Source organism: Bradyrhizobium sp. 215_C5_N1_1 (assembly GCF_052075935.1).
Taxonomy (GTDB): domain Bacteria; phylum Pseudomonadota; class Alphaproteobacteria; order Rhizobiales; family Xanthobacteraceae; genus Bradyrhizobium; species Bradyrhizobium barranii.
In genome coordinates this window covers 4286852-4300220 of sequence record NZ_CP197228.1, presented here as the reverse complement: position 1 = coordinate 4300220, position 13369 = coordinate 4286852, and the positions used below count along the sequence as shown (strand labels likewise).

The window sequence follows — 13369 nt, the reverse complement described above, 5'->3', positions numbered from 1 at the left end:
ACTCAGGTGCAGCGCGCGCTCAGTCCGGATGCACCAAGCTTGGCCATGACCTCGTCGAGATGCGCGTTGTCGCGGGTCTCGATGACGAGCTGAAGCAGCGTCGCCTTGGCCGGCAGGTCGGAGAAGGTCCGCTGATGCGAGACCTCGATGATGTTGGCACCGGCCTCGGCCAGCAGTGAGGCGACGGCAGCCAATTGCCCAGGCCGATCGGGGATGTCGAGCGACAGCTGGGTCAGCCGACCCTCGCGCGCCAGCTCACGCGTCAGAACGGAGGCGATCAGCCGCGTGTCGATGTTGCCGCCGCTCAGGACGAGACCGACCTTCTGGCCGGCAAAGCGGGACGTATCCGACATCAGCGCGGCAAGTCCGGCGGCGCCGGCGCCCTCGACGACGGTCTTCTCGATCGAGATTAGGGTCGCGACCGCACGCTCGAGCTCGGCTTCGTTCACCAGCGCGATGTCGTCGACGAGGCGGCGGACGATCTCGGTCGTGATCTTGCCCGGCGATTTCACCGCGATGCCTTCGGCGAGCGTGTCGCCGCGCGCCGGCAGATTGCCGTCATGGATGGCGTTGTACATCGAGGGGTAGAGCCAGGCCTCGACGCCAAGAATCCGCACCGTCGGCTTGATCGATTTCGCGGCAATGCCGATGCCGCTGATCAGGCCGCCGCCGCCGATCGGGACCACCAGCGTATCGAGCTCCGGCACCGCCTTCAGCATCTCGAGCCCGACAGTGCCCTGCCCCGCGATGACGAGCGGGTCGTCGTAGGGGTGGACGAAGATCATGCCGCGGGCCTCGCCATGGCTGCGCGCATAGGCGGCCGCCTCCTCCAGCGTCGCGCCCGTCACCACCACCTCGGCGCCGTGGTGCTTGGTGTTCTCGACCTTCACCATGGGCGTGCCGACCGGCATGACGATGGTGGCGGGAATGCCGAGCCGCTTGGCGTGATAGGCGACGCCCTGCGCGTGGTTGCCCGCCGACATCGCGATGACGCCGCGCGCACGCTCCTCCGGCGTCAGCGCGGTGAGCCGGTTGAGCGCACCCCGCTCCTTGAACGAGGAGGTGAACTGGAGGTTTTCGAATTTCAGCCAGATGTCGCAGCCGCAGATGTTGCTCAGCGTGCGGCTGTAGCTACAGGGCGTCTCGACGACGGCGCCGCGGATGGTGTCGGCGGCGGCAAGAATGTCACCCAGAGCGACCGGCAAGCCGCTGAGATCGGAGGACGTGTTTTGGGACAACTCAGCCATAGGACAGCATAGAGCATTTGGCCGTTTGAGGCGATAAGCCGGCCGCTATTTGGTAAATTCCCGGGAACGTGAAGCCCGCCACAGCGTCCATAGCGTGCGCAGCCGCGACGGGGGCTGCGGCGCAAACGGATTGCGCCCGGGTTGCGACAGGCGCTTGAGGTCACCCCGCACCTGGCTCAGCAGCAGAAACGCTGGCCGTGCCGGCGCCGGCACCTCCGGCAACAACGACAAGGCCGTCGTCAAATGCTGCTCGGCTTCGCCCACGAGCTGGCCCAGCACCGCATGCAGATTTGGCGTCTCCTTGCCGGCGAACACGTCCTCCATCTGGCAGCCATGGGCCGCCAGCAGCTGCTGCGGCAGGAACAGTTGCCGGTGCGCCGAGTCGCGCGGCAGATTCGCAATCACCTGCGCGATGCCCTGGGCGAGGCCGGCATGCCTTGCGACATGCTCGGCCGCCTCCGAAGGTGGCGCCATGACCCGCGCCGCGAGGGCAAACAATGCCGAACAGGTCGCGTCCAGATAGCCCTCCAGAGCCGCCATGGTCGGCATCGGATCGTTGTAGAGATCGAACTGATGCTCGTCGGCGAGCAGCGACAACGGCTCGACCGGCAGGTCGAAATCGCTGATCGCACGCAATAGCTCCGCCGCCACGGGGTTGCCCTCGGCGCTGCCGTGGACGTGGCCGGACAGCATGTCGGTCCACCATTGCAGGCGGATTTCGCCGGGCAAGGGCTGGCTCACCTGGTCGCGGACGCGGACGATCTCGACATTGAAGGCATAGAGCGCCAGCAGCGCCTGGCGCTCGGCGGCCGGCGCAAACAGCGTTGCGGCATAGCGCGGAAAGTCATGGCTGCGCACGAGGCCGGCGCAGAAGGCGACGGAATCGGCCGGAGGCGCAGCGCTGCTCATGGCACGGCGATCAGCGCGGCCGCGACGCGGCGCCGCTCGCCGATCATGATGTTGTAGGTGCGCACGGCGGGACCGGTCTGCATCGTATCCAGCACCACCCTCACCGCCTTCAGCGCCTGCCGCAGGTCCGGCGGCGGCAACCAGACGCCGGTTCCGGTACCGATCAGAAGCGTGTCGATGCTGTTGGCCGCCGTGAAGACGCGATCCAGCGAATAGCGGTCGATCTTCGTCGGGTCCGTCACGTCCCAGGCCCAGATCGCGTCGGGCAGGCAGAGCAGCGATCCCCGATGCGACATGCCGGCAAAGGCGAAGCCGCCCTTGCCATAGGCTTCGATCGGCGCCGAGCGGGGAAAATGCGGTGCGTTGGGATCGCCGGCCATGTGCTTCGTCCGAATGAGCTTACTGCCCTCGCAAACGCCTGCGAGGGCATGCGGTTCGGATCATGCCTTGTTTTTCTTCGCCGGCGTAGCCGTATCGGGCGCATCTTCGCGATGCTCGCCGACGCCGAGATAGATCAGGATCGGGGCCGCGATGAAGATCGAGGTATAGGTGCCGACCAGCACCACGCCGAACATCATCACCGCGGTGAAGCTGTGGATGGCATGGCCGCCGAACAGCAGCAGAGCCAGCAGCGCCAGCGTCACGGTGAAGTGGGTGATGATCGAACGCGACAGGGTCGAATTGATCGACTCGTTGAGCAGCTGCGGCATCGGCATCTTCTTGTAGCGGCGCAGCATTTCGCGGATACGGTCGTAGATGACGACGGTGTCGTTGAGCGAATAGCCCAGAATGGTCAGAAGGGCCGCGATGCTGGTCAGGTCGAAATCGACCTGGCTGATCGACATGAAGCCGATCGTCAGCACGATGTCGTGCACGTTGGCGATCATGGCACCCAGCGCGAACTGCCATTCGAAGCGGAACCAGAGGTAGATCAGGATCGAGACGATCGCGAGCATCAGGCCGAGCATGCCGTAGGCCAGCAGCTCGCCGGACACGCGCGGTCCCACCACCTCGACGCGGCGATATTCGACGGTATCGCCGAGCGCACCGCGCACCTTCTGCACTGCCTCCTGCTGGGCAGCGTCGCCGCCCGGCTGCTCCGCGACGCGAATCAGGACGTTCTCGGGGCCGCCGAACTGCTGCAGCTGGACTTCGCCGAGATGCAAGGCATCGAGCGTCGTGCGCATCGCGGCGATGTCGGCGGCGCCGGACTTGGCCTGCACCTCCAGCAGCGTGCCGCCGCGGAAGTCGATGCCGAAATTCAGGCCGTGGGTGAAGAACAGTGTGATCGCGACGATCGACAGCGCCGCCGAGATCGGGAAGCTGATCCGGCGGAAGCGCGTGAAGTCGAAATGCGTATCGTCCGGGACGATGCGCAGCGACGGCAGCAGCCCGAGCGCTGCGACCACGGTGAGAACGGCAATGAGAATGCCAAGCCCGATGAGAACGTAGTGAGTCACGGTCTTAGCTCCTAGATCGGCACGCTCTGCGGCCGCTTCCACCGCACCCACCAGGCTACGATCAGCCGGGTCAGCGTGAAGGCGGTGAACACCGTGGTGATGATGCCGATGCCGAGCGTCACGGCAAAGCCGCGCACCGGACCGGTGCCGATGTAGAACAGCACGGCAGCGGCAATGAAGGTGGTGATGTTGGAATCGAGGATGGTCGCAAGCGCCCGCTTGAATCCGGCGTCGATCGCCGAAATCGCATTGCGGCCACCGCGCAGCTCCTCACGGATGCGCTCGTAGATCAGCACGTTGGAGTCGACCGCGATGCCGACGGTGAGCACGATGCCGGCGATACCGGGCAGCGTCAGCGTGGCGTTGAGCAGCGACAACAGGCCGAAGATCATGGCGACGTTGATCGCCACCGCGATGTTGGCGAACACCCCGAACAGCCGGTAGGTCAGCAGCATGAAGACGATGACGAGGATCGAGCCGACATAGGCTGCCAGCTCACCCTTCTCGATCGAGTCCTGGCCGAGGCCCGGACCGACGGTGCGCTCTTCGACCACCGTGAGCGGCGCCGGCAGCGCGCCGGCGCGCAGCAGGATCGCGAGGTCATTGGCCGATTGCACCGTGAAATTGCCGGAGATCTGGCCCTGGCCGCCGGTGATGGGCTCGCGGATGACGGGCGCCGAGATCACCTTGTTGTCGAGCACGATCGCGAAGGGCAGCCCGACGTTTTCCTGCGTGGCCTGCGCGAACTTGCGCGCGCCCGAGGTGTTGAACTTGAAGCTGACGACCGGCTCACCCGTGCGCTGGTCGAAGCTCGCCTGGGCGTCGGTCAGGTCACCACCGGCTACCAGCACCTGCTTCTTGACCACATAGGGCGTGGGCGGCGGCGAGGCGCTCATCAGCAGCTCGGATTCCGGCGGCAACCGTCCCTGCTGCGCCTGATCCGGCGGCACGGACGCATCGACCATGCGGAATTCCATCTTCGCGGTCTTGCCGAGCAATTCCTTCAGGCGGGTTGGATCCTGAAGTCCGGGGACCTGCACCAGGATGCGGTCGTTGCCCTGGCGCTGGATGACGGGCTCGACGGTGCCGAGCTCGTTGACGCGGCGCTCGACGATCTGGATCGACTGCTCGATGGTCTTGCGCATCCGGTCGAGCATCGCAGCCTGCGGGATCGCCAGGCGGATCACGCCGCCGCCGGCATCGGTCACCTCAAGGTCGCGCTGACCGCTGGATCCCATCAGTCCGCCCAGTGGCTGGGACAGCTCGCGAAGCTTGGCGAGCGCCGGCTGCACGTCGGATTCCTTGGTGATGCGAACCTCGGCCGCGTCGTTGCGCACGGTCACGCCGCCGGTGAATCCGATCTTGGCATCGCGCAGCGTCCGGCGGACGTCGTCGCGGACCTGGTCCAGCCTCTCCTTCTTCACATAGCTGGAATCGACCTCGAGCAGCAGATAGGAGCCGCCCTGGAGGTCGAGGCCGAGCACGAGCCGGCGCTGCGCCCAGGCGGGCCAGGTCTTGACCTGCGCTTCGGGGAAGAAGTTCGGCACCGCGCAGAGGCACACGATCAGCGCCGTCAGGATAATCCCGAGCGCCTTCCACCGCGTGAAATACAACATCGACTGGACCTGTCAGATCAGGAGATTGGGATGCTCGCGGAAGCGCTCACTTCGACGCGGCGTCGTCCTTGGCGGCTTCCTTGCTATCCTTGGATTCCTTGGCCGGCTCGCCCTTGGCGCGCACGCCGGAGATCATCTGGCGCATCTGCCGCACGCGCACGCCGTCGGAAATCTCGAACTCGATCTGGTCGTCGTCGACGACCTTGGTGACCTTGCCGACGAGGCCGCCCGAGGTCACCACGGTGTCGCCGCGGCGGATGTTCTTCACGAGGTCGGCGTGGTCGCGGACCTTCTTCTGCTGCGGACGCAGAATCAGGAAGTACATGATCACGAAGATCAGGGCGAACGGCAGCAGCGACATCAACATGCTGTTGGTGTCGCCGGCGCCCGCGGCCTGGGCATACGCAGGGGTAATGAACATTCGGACGATCCTCGTGGAAACGGGGGAAAACCGGTCAGGCCCTCAAAGGCGACCGGTTCGGTCAAATTCGCGCGGACTATAGCGGCCATTGCCCCAATTGCAACGCTGCCAGACCGTCGATTTGGCCACCTTGCGGCGCGGCCTCAGGCCCGATAAGGCTGCATTCTCAGGAACTTCGGACATGCCCAAAAAACCAAGCAAAAGCCCGGCCGGCAAAGGCCCCCGCACCCCTGCCAGGACGCCTGCCCGCGTCGCGGCAAAACGTCCCAAGGCACCCTCCAAGGTCGATAAGGCAGTCGCTAACCCAGCCCCGGACCTCCCCCAGGATCGCATCGTCCGCGCGCTGGAGACGATCGCGGCGCACCTCGCCGCCCAGGGCAAGCCGGCCGTCGAACGCGAATCGTTCGAGCGGACGGACGCCTATGTCTGGCACCCCGACGGCCGCCTCGCTGCGGTGCCGCGGGTCAGCCGCGTCGAGCTGTTCCTGCTGAAGGGCGTCGACCGGATGCGCGACATCCTGATGGAGAACACCGAGCGTTTCGCCAACGGCCTGCCGGCCAACAATGCCCTGCTCTGGGGCGCGCGCGGCATGGGCAAGTCGTCGCTGGTGAAGGCGGCGCATGCCAGCATCAACGCGGAGCGCAAACCGTCCGACAAGTTGAAGCTGATCGAGATCCACCGCGAGGACATCGAGAGCCTGCCCGCGCTGATGGAGCAGCTTCGCGCCTCGTCCTTCTACTTCATCGTGTTCTGCGACGACCTGTCCTTCGACGGCAATGATGCGTCCTACAAGTCGCTCAAGGCAGTGCTCGAAGGCGGCATCGAGGGCCGCCCCGAGAACGTCATCCTCTACGCCACCTCCAACCGCCGTCATCTGCTGGCGCGCGAGATGATCGAGAACGAGCGTTCGACCGCGATCAATCCCGGCGAAGCGGTCGAGGAGAAGGTCTCGTTGTCGGATCGCTTCGGACTGTGGCTCGGCTTCCACCGCTGCAGCCAGGACGAATATCTGGCCATGGTGCGGGGCTATTGCAGCCATTTCGGCATTGAGGTCGACGACGAGGCGCTGGAGCGCGAGGCGCTGGAATGGTCGACGACGCGCGGCTCCCGCTCGGGCCGCGTCGCCTGGCAGTTCGTGCAGGAGCTTGCGGGGCGGCTCGGCGTAAAGCTGACGGTGAATTAGCGGTCGGATCGCAACCCGGCTACGTACCGCCCTTCCCCGAAGGCGGGGGTCAACGCGTGCCTTGCTGCCACCGGTTGCCCGCGCGTTGCAAAGAATGATCAGCAAACTGACAAGCCGCGGCTTGATTGCTGCTAATATTTTCTGACGATGGGTTTTGTCGTCGGAGGTGCTCCGGGCGCGGGCGGCGAGATAGAGAAGGTGACCCAGGTATTCCAGCCTGATGGCCGGTTTTCCGCAGCGAACTCGCCGTAAGCTTTCAAATTGAGATAACCCTGCAGGTCGCCGACCGGAAACAGGAATCCAATCTGGGGGCCGATGCCGACCACCTGGGACTGAAAGCAGCCGACGCGGTCGCCTGAACCACTGTCGCAGCCGAGCTCCTTGTAGACATAACCCACGAGGCCAACCATGACCTGCTTCGACAGGAATTGCGATGCACCCCAGTCGAAGTGCATGTCGACGCCATTCTGATACTGCGTTGCAGTGTTCTTGAAATTGTAGGTGAAGCCGAGCACGCCGGAGAATTCGTGGCCGGTCTGCGGATTGAAATAGGTGTAGCCGCCGCCGACGTCGATCGCGGCGTGTCCGATGCCTATATTCGACAAGCGATCGGATTGGTAAGCGCCAATCGGGATGTCGCCCATGATATAGGTCATGTAATTGTGGACGCCGGCGTTCCAGCGCAATTGGAATACCGGCGCCACATCCCCAAAGCCCCATGTCGTGTCGCTGATCGTGTCAGACCGCGCGAAGGGGACGTTGTTGCCGAGCGGGCCCGTGAGCACGCCTGACAAGGTGCCTGCCAGGCTGGTGCCGACGACGCCATAGGCTGCTAACAGGGACACGGACGCCTGGCCGCCGAGCACCGGCGTTTGGAATACATAGGACGGGATCACAAAGCCAAGATTGCCGGTGGCGTTGACGTTCAAATTCAGTTTTGCGTCGACGGTAACATTGGCCGGGACTCGGTTGAGCGTGAACTCGCGCGCACGCGCGACGTCGGCGCCGGCGGAGACAGAGGTGTGATAGTAGATGTTTGCCAGCGACCAACCCGGCTGCAGCGGCGTAGCCGCCAAGCTTCCAAAAAAACCGGGGACCCAGAAGCTGACGCCGCCTTCATCGGCCGATGCACAATGGGAAAAAAACATGATCGACGGCGCCAAGACGAATGCAGCAACGCCAAGTCTGCGCCGACGTGCTGATTTCGGTCGCTCACTCCCCGCCGCAGCCAGTGCAACTTCCGCTGTCATGTCGTGCCTCGTAAGATGTGTCGCCTCCGAATACAACTCGGCGACAGCGTACCTCCCGAGGCGACCGGGCTCATCATGTAAAATTCAACGGGGATAGATCTGTCGTAAAAAAGATTAACGCTGCGACCAAAGAGCCACATTCGGTAACCCAAGTCCGATCGGGTGCCACGGCAGACCTACTGCAACCCTCTCATAGCTGGAAATGTTGAGTATGCAGTTTGTGCCACTGATTCCATTTTCGGCCCCCCACCACCGGGTGAGAAAAAAGCAAGCTCGCGTTACCGTTCGCCGGCGTCTCTTGCTGCAACGCGATGCCAGCCGATGTTAGGTCGCATATTGAACCTCACGACTGCTTATTGGTAATCGAGTGTGACCAAGAGCAAAGTTGCCAGACGATGAACCTCAAACTCACGCTCGTCGGCGTCGTTCTAGCGTCAGCCTTCGCCGCACCTGTGGCCGCTGGCCCATTCGAGGATGGAGTCGATGCTCACGCCAGAGGCGATTACGCCAAGGCACTGCGCCTTATTCGTCCGCTGGCCAATGATGGTGACGCCGCAGCCAATTCAATCTTGGGTTAATGTATGTGGCGAGCCACGGAGTGCTGAGTTTGCGAGGCATCGCGAACTGAGGCATGCGGCGCGGTTAGGGAGAGGGACTCAACCTCGTTGTTGCCGGAATGTCACCGCATCAGAAATTGCACGAATGGTTTGATCTGCATCAAACAAGTCGGTTGGCCGCAGAGTGCCTCTGGGAATAAGTTTCGGACTTGTGGCCTACCTTGAGGAGGCGACAGTGCAGAAAATTTTCCTTGCAGGTATTGCTGCTGCAGGATTGTTGAGCGGCTCTGCTCTTGCATCCGACTTGCCCACCAAAGCTCCCCTGTACCAAGCGCCGATCGTCGCGCCACCCTATAATTGGTCAGGGTTCTATGTGGGCGCCAACTTCGGCGGTGCATGGTCCAACGGCGGCCTGAACATTCCCGGCAACAATCTTTATGGCGGGCTCAGCGAATTCGTTGGAGGCATGCAGGCGGGCTATAACTTCCAGGCCGGTCACTTTCTGTTTGGTGTCGAAGGTGAGTTCGATGGAGCCGGCTTCGGACATCCGGTCCTTCCTGCTCCGACATTAGGCTTTGTAGACCAGCACTGGATCGGCACCGTGGCGGGCCGTGTCGGCCTCGTGGATGATCGATGGCTCGTATTCGCCAAGCTTGGCGGCGGCTGGGTCAACAGCAGCGCTACTTTGAACCTCCCCGGCGCCGCTTGGAACGGGACCAGCACGAACACCGGCTGGTTGGCGGGCGCTGGCATCGAATACGGATTCAAGTCGCATTGGACCGTCAAACTCGAATACGATTATCTTGGGCTATCGAACTGGCGTTCTCCCACCGTCCCCTCGGTCGCTTTGAACCGCGACCTTCAAATGGTCAAAGCTGGCATCAATTATAAATTCGAAAGCGGCCTTCCCGCGGAGGCCGAGGCGCCAAAGCATTCCCACGAGCCTTCAGACGACGAAGATCTACAGAAGAAATCACAAAATCCGATCGCGGATTTGGTCAGCGTGCCGTTTCAGAGCAACACCAATTTCAATACCGGACCATTCAATCGCACCCAGGAAGTACTCAACATTCAACCCGTCGTGCCCATGCATCTAAACGACGACTGGAACGTGATCTCACGTACTATCATTCCGTTGGTGAGCCAGCCGAGTCCGTTCTTCGACAGCAACACCAACGGGATTGGAGACATTACTCAGTCGTTGTTTCTTTCCCCGACGAACCCGGGCAAGCTCATCTGGGGCGTTGGTCCAGTCTTCACTGTTCCGTCCGCCAACGATCCTATCCTCGGGACCGGTCGATATCTGTTCGGCCCGACGGCCGTGTTAGTGGTCACGCCCCCGCATTGGGTGATCGGCGTACTGCTCAATAACCAGTGGTCGGTCGGTGGCAATCCACTGCGACCGCCCGTGAACGCCTTCCTCGCCCAGCCCTTCGCCAACTACAACATGCCGCACGGCTGGTACCTGAACACATCACCCATCATCACCGCGGATTGGCTCGCGGCGTCCGGGGAGCGGTGGACAGTGCCGGTCGGCGGCGGTATCGGTCGGGTTTTCAGAGTGGGTGATCAACCGGTCAACGCATCGATTCAAGCCTATTACAACGCGATACGTCCGACTGGCGCTCCGGCCTGGTCACTGCGAACTACCGTCGCGCTTCTGTTCCCGGTGAAATGACGGGGCAACCTGGCGCGCAACGAGACGTGTGTCTCGGTTTCCGAAGTGGATGATCGCGTCCCTTGTACTGTGGGCCGACAACTTCCCGACGCCGCGTAATACGGTCCACCTCGGACTCGGTTCGGTTCAGACCAAATCTCCGATTGGCAGAATGCATCCGCGGTCAAGATCGCCCCGGAATTTGCGTGGCGCCACCAACAGCTCAACGCAGAATCGTCACACCATGCGTCTGCAGTGCCTCGATGACACCGTCGAAGATCAGCGCAACGCCCATCGCAGAGACGAAGAAGCCAACTATTCGGGTGATAGCATCGATCCCCATTGCGCCGAGCTTGTCGAAAAGTTTCCCGGCATATGCCAGACACAGGTAGGTGACGACCATCGTCGCGAAAATAGCCACGACGATCGCTACGAAAGAGGCCAGTTCCGCTGATGATCGCTTAATCGTGGCAGTCATGCCGAGGATGGTGGCGATGGCGCCTGGTCCGCACATGAGCGGCATCGCAAGCGGCACGAAAGCTATGTTGCCGCTTTGATCCGCACCGCTGGCTGGAATCACGCCACCGGAAGCGGATGGTGAAAATAGCTCAAAGCCGATCTTCATCAGGATGATCCCGCCGACGATGCGGACCATGCTCAGCGGCACGCCGAACAAGCGTAGGATCAGCGTTCCGAAGATCAAAAAAAAGAGCGATAGGAGCAGCGCATAGAGGCAGGCTTTCCATGCCACTTGGCGATGCGTGGCGGCGTCCTTGCCTTCCAACATCTTCAGATAGACCGGCAGGACCTCGAACGGATTTATTATCGCGAGCAATGTCGCGAACGTACCCACGAACAGCGAGAGTTCATGACCCATTATGCCTGCGCCTCACCCCTTCCCCGGGTGTTCGACTTCGGTGAAAAGGCTTCCCTGGGCGGCGCCTGAGCCTGCGCGGCCGCCGCCGGCACCGCGGAGCACCCATGCCGCACCCACTGCGAGAACTGCACCCACGAGTGGGCCTGCGACATACACCCAGTAGCTCATGAAGTCGGTTGCGACTAAGTTCGGGCCGAACGTGCGCGCGGGGTTCATCGACGCTCCCGAGATAGGGCTCCCCCACAGCCCGGCGAGCGCAATGTACGCGCCGACGCCGATCGCGCCCAATATCCCGATGTTCTGGGCGCCGGACGCCGTGCCGAGAATGACGCTGACGAGACCGAAGGTCAGCACGGCCTCCATCAGGAACGCATCGGACGCCGAGTATCCCGACGCGGGATAGTTCGACCCGTAGCTGGCCGACACGTTGATCACGGCGTGCAGGAACAGTGCCGCGAGCGTCGCCCCGATCAACTGCACGGCGATGTATCCCGGCACGCGACGCCACGGGAAGTCGCCACGCAGCGAGAACGCGATACTGACCGCGGGATTGAGGTGAGCGCCGGACACCTTGCCCATGAAGAGGATGATCGCCATCACCATCAGACCGGGTGCGACGACCGCAGCGGCACGGCTGATCGTGCCGGGAAAGGCCTGCCCCATCATGCCGCCACCGGCGGCCACGAGGACGAGGAAGAACGTTCCGAGCAGCTCCGAGAAGAGGCGGCGCCACTCTTGGCTCGGATCGTGGAAGTCGTTTAGCGATGCGACAAGCTCGTGATCCAGATGGCTCAGTGCTCTGTCGGCCTCTGCTTGCGCCATGATTGCTCTTTCCTCTGGTCGATGCCGCTGTCCGTTAGCCTCTCGCACCGGGCCAGCACGGCTCCTCGGGTCCTCGGCGGGCTTGCGGATTTTTCGAGCGGGCCAGGCATGCCTTCAATCCTCCAGGACGGGACCACACCAGCCGGGCAGGTAGCTCGCCTCCTCGTTTTTGGACAATTCCAGGGCTTGCTCGAGCGCGGCCTCGAAGTGGGTCTCTACGGTTTTGCGCTTGACCCGTCGACGCAAAAAGTCCGCCCACAAGAACTCGCTGAACGGCGTCGTGTCTTTGGCGTACCCCCCGGCGCGCCGCAGTTCTCCCGCCAACGAGCGGAACGGATCGTCAACAAGCCCGGCCACGGTCTTCGGTAAATCCTTGTAAGGGCGCAGACGGCCCTCGTCGTCGTACGAATGCATCCAGCTGTGATTGTCCAGGACGAACCAGAACGAATCGGGCTCCAGCGTCCTGAGGTTTTTCACCACGGTAACCAGTACCTCTTCGACCCCTTCTTCATGGAGCGCACGCGCCAGGTGGTGATGATCGATGACGTAGTGGCGGTCCTTCGGGCCAAGCACGACCGGGATCATGTGCTTGCCCAAGAACTCGGCTCCTTTGTTTTTACTCTCGTCACGCCAGCGCTTGCGCTTCTCCTTGACCTCCCGAATGCCGACCGTCATCTGGGTCGGGCGCAGGTCTGCGATCGCAACGGGCTTGAGAATGGGTTCGCGAACCGACATCGTGCAGACTTCTTTGATCACTAGTCCGGAAATGTTCGCTTTTAGAAGAAGACGTCGTCGCCTCGTCAGCAACCCACCGCGGGGCCAGCCGCGTCCGGTCGGTCCCGATCACCAGACATTCTCAGCGCCCGTCGGCAAAGCCCGCCTTTCTAACAACGACCCTTCATTGTGCTCACGGTGGACTATTCCATTGATCTGGATCAACGGTCGGCCAAGACCCTTGACGCGCGCCCGTACCGGGGCGACACGGACATGATGGCGCTTCGTGATTGTGGTCGATGACGATGCGGCCATCCTGAAGCGTATGACGAATGCTGTTCGCAGGTTTAGCTTCGAATAGTCAATTCGAGGGAGTCTGACCATGAACATCACTCCCACCATGCGCGCATTGGTATGGTCGACCTCCGTTCTGGCTCTCAAAATTGGTCCGACCTTCGCCCAGCAGACCTCGGGAGCGCCGGGCTCACCCAGCGCCACGACGACGATAGACGGCAAATATCTCCCAAACCCGCCCGCGCCGTTCGGCGGAACGATCAATATGGATGCCAAGGATTCCAAACCCTATTGGCCACCGACCGTGGTGCCGCCCAAGGGGCGCCCAACGTCCTGCTGATGTCCGCCTTGCGTTAACAGCG

14 protein-coding genes are annotated in these 13369 nt (G+C 62.6%); 4 read left to right on the top strand and 10 right to left on the bottom strand.

What is annotated here, in order from left to right; genetic code table 11:
* Positions 1-2 precede the first annotated feature (2 nt).
* From AB7G19_RS20685 to yajC, 6 genes are read right to left on the bottom strand one after another with little or no spacing between them, the layout of a single operon-like run.
* Entirely contained in the window at positions 3-1247 is a 1245-nt protein-coding gene (locus AB7G19_RS20685; protein ID WP_354097605.1) for a threonine ammonia-lyase, read from the bottom strand.
* Positions 1248-1292: 45 nt separating this feature from the next.
* A complete protein-coding gene (locus AB7G19_RS20680; protein ID WP_135213736.1) occupies positions 1293-2156 on the bottom strand; it encodes a phytoene/squalene synthase family protein in 864 nt (287 codons plus the stop codon).
* Entirely contained in the window at positions 2153-2536 is a 384-nt protein-coding gene (locus AB7G19_RS20675) for an Mth938-like domain-containing protein (RefSeq protein ID WP_028152342.1), read from the bottom strand. Before AB7G19_RS20675 ends, AB7G19_RS20680 begins: the two co-directional genes overlap by 4 nt.
* A 60-nt stretch (positions 2537-2596) precedes the next feature.
* The gene (gene secF / locus AB7G19_RS20670; protein WP_283016594.1) at positions 2597-3616 is read right to left on the bottom strand and encodes a protein translocase subunit SecF; all 1020 of its coding nucleotides are present in this window, start codon (positions 3614-3616) and stop codon (positions 2597-2599) included.
* An 11-nt stretch (positions 3617-3627) separates the two neighbouring features.
* Positions 3628-5232 (bottom strand): protein translocase subunit SecD, encoded by a 1605-nt coding sequence (gene secD / locus AB7G19_RS20665; RefSeq protein ID WP_283016595.1) that lies wholly within the window; start codon positions 5230-5232, stop codon positions 3628-3630.
* A gap of 46 nt (positions 5233-5278) precedes the next feature.
* The gene (gene yajC / locus AB7G19_RS20660; RefSeq protein ID WP_071913636.1) at positions 5279-5653 is read right to left on the bottom strand and encodes a preprotein translocase subunit YajC; all 375 of its coding nucleotides are present in this window, start codon (positions 5651-5653) and stop codon (positions 5279-5281) included.
* Positions 5654-5834: 181 nt separating this feature from the next.
* Here yajC and AB7G19_RS20655 point away from each other — a divergent pair, with 181 nt between their 5' ends.
* Complete coding sequence (locus tag AB7G19_RS20655) at positions 5835-6836, top strand: ATP-binding protein (protein ID WP_283016596.1); 1002 nt, start codon at positions 5835-5837, stop codon at positions 6834-6836.
* A 131-nt stretch (positions 6837-6967) separates the two neighbouring features.
* Here AB7G19_RS20655 and AB7G19_RS20650 read toward each other — a convergent pair whose 3' ends face one another.
* On the bottom strand, positions 6968-7984 hold the full coding sequence (locus AB7G19_RS20650; RefSeq protein WP_283016597.1) for a SphA family protein: 1017 nt from the start codon (positions 7982-7984) through the stop codon (positions 6968-6970).
* Between the two features lie 497 nt (positions 7985-8481).
* On the opposite strand from AB7G19_RS20650, the gene AB7G19_RS20645 reads away from it, so the two are divergent.
* Positions 8482-8664 (top strand): hypothetical protein, encoded by a 183-nt coding sequence (locus AB7G19_RS20645; RefSeq protein ID WP_283016598.1) that lies wholly within the window; start codon positions 8482-8484, stop codon positions 8662-8664.
* Between the two features lie 214 nt (positions 8665-8878).
* Complete coding sequence (locus AB7G19_RS20640) at positions 8879-10321, top strand: outer membrane protein (protein WP_283016599.1); 1443 nt, start codon at positions 8879-8881, stop codon at positions 10319-10321.
* 202 nt (positions 10322-10523) lie between these two features.
* Here the strand turns inward: AB7G19_RS20640 and AB7G19_RS20635 are convergent, their stop codons facing one another.
* The 3 genes from AB7G19_RS20635 to AB7G19_RS20625 all read right to left on the bottom strand — a co-directional run bounded on the left by AB7G19_RS20635 (position 10524) and on the right by AB7G19_RS20625 (position 12734).
* Entirely contained in the window at positions 10524-11177 is a 654-nt protein-coding gene (locus AB7G19_RS20635; protein WP_283016600.1) for a MarC family protein, read from the bottom strand.
* 12 nt (positions 11178-11189) lie between these two features.
* Positions 11190-11999 (bottom strand): MIP/aquaporin family protein, encoded by an 810-nt coding sequence (locus AB7G19_RS20630; RefSeq protein WP_283016601.1) that lies wholly within the window; start codon positions 11997-11999, stop codon positions 11190-11192.
* 114 nt (positions 12000-12113) lie between these two features.
* Entirely contained in the window at positions 12114-12734 is a 621-nt protein-coding gene (locus AB7G19_RS20625) for a ParB-like protein (RefSeq protein ID WP_283016602.1), read from the bottom strand.
* 361 nt (positions 12735-13095) lie between these two features.
* Here AB7G19_RS20625 and AB7G19_RS20620 point away from each other — a divergent pair, with 361 nt between their 5' ends.
* Positions 13096-13347, top strand: a complete 252-nt coding sequence (locus AB7G19_RS20620) for a hypothetical protein (protein ID WP_283016603.1) — start codon at positions 13096-13098, stop codon at positions 13345-13347.
* The last annotated feature ends 22 nt before the right edge of the window (positions 13348-13369 follow it).

Coding starts and splice junctions, on each gene's coding strand:
- AB7G19_RS20685 (WP_354097605.1), bottom strand. CDS start 1,247: ATGGCTGAGTTGTCCCAAAACACGTCCTCCGATCTCAGCGGCTTGCCG.
- AB7G19_RS20680 (WP_135213736.1), bottom strand. CDS start 2,156: ATGAGCAGCGCTGCGCCTCCGGCCGATTCCGTCGCCTTCTGCGCCGGC.
- AB7G19_RS20675 (WP_028152342.1), bottom strand. CDS start 2,536: ATGGCCGGCGATCCCAACGCACCGCATTTTCCCCGCTCGGCGCCGATC.
- secD (WP_283016595.1), bottom strand. CDS start 5,232: ATGTTGTATTTCACGCGGTGGAAGGCGCTCGGGATTATCCTGACGGCG.
- yajC (WP_071913636.1), bottom strand. CDS start 5,653: ATGTTCATTACCCCTGCGTATGCCCAGGCCGCGGGCGCCGGCGACACC.
- AB7G19_RS20655 (WP_283016596.1), top strand. CDS start 5,835: ATGCCCAAAAAACCAAGCAAAAGCCCGGCCGGCAAAGGCCCCCGCACC.
- AB7G19_RS20650 (WP_283016597.1), bottom strand. CDS start 7,984: ATGTTTTTTTCCCATTGTGCATCGGCCGATGAAGGCGGCGTCAGCTTC.
- AB7G19_RS20645 (WP_283016598.1), top strand. CDS start 8,482: ATGAACCTCAAACTCACGCTCGTCGGCGTCGTTCTAGCGTCAGCCTTC.
- AB7G19_RS20635 (WP_283016600.1), bottom strand. CDS start 11,177: ATGGGTCATGAACTCTCGCTGTTCGTGGGTACGTTCGCGACATTGCTC.
- AB7G19_RS20630 (WP_283016601.1), bottom strand. CDS start 11,999: ATGGCGCAAGCAGAGGCCGACAGAGCACTGAGCCATCTGGATCACGAG.
- AB7G19_RS20625 (WP_283016602.1), bottom strand. CDS start 12,734: ATGTCGGTTCGCGAACCCATTCTCAAGCCCGTTGCGATCGCAGACCTG.
- AB7G19_RS20620 (WP_283016603.1), top strand. CDS start 13,096: ATGAACATCACTCCCACCATGCGCGCATTGGTATGGTCGACCTCCGTT.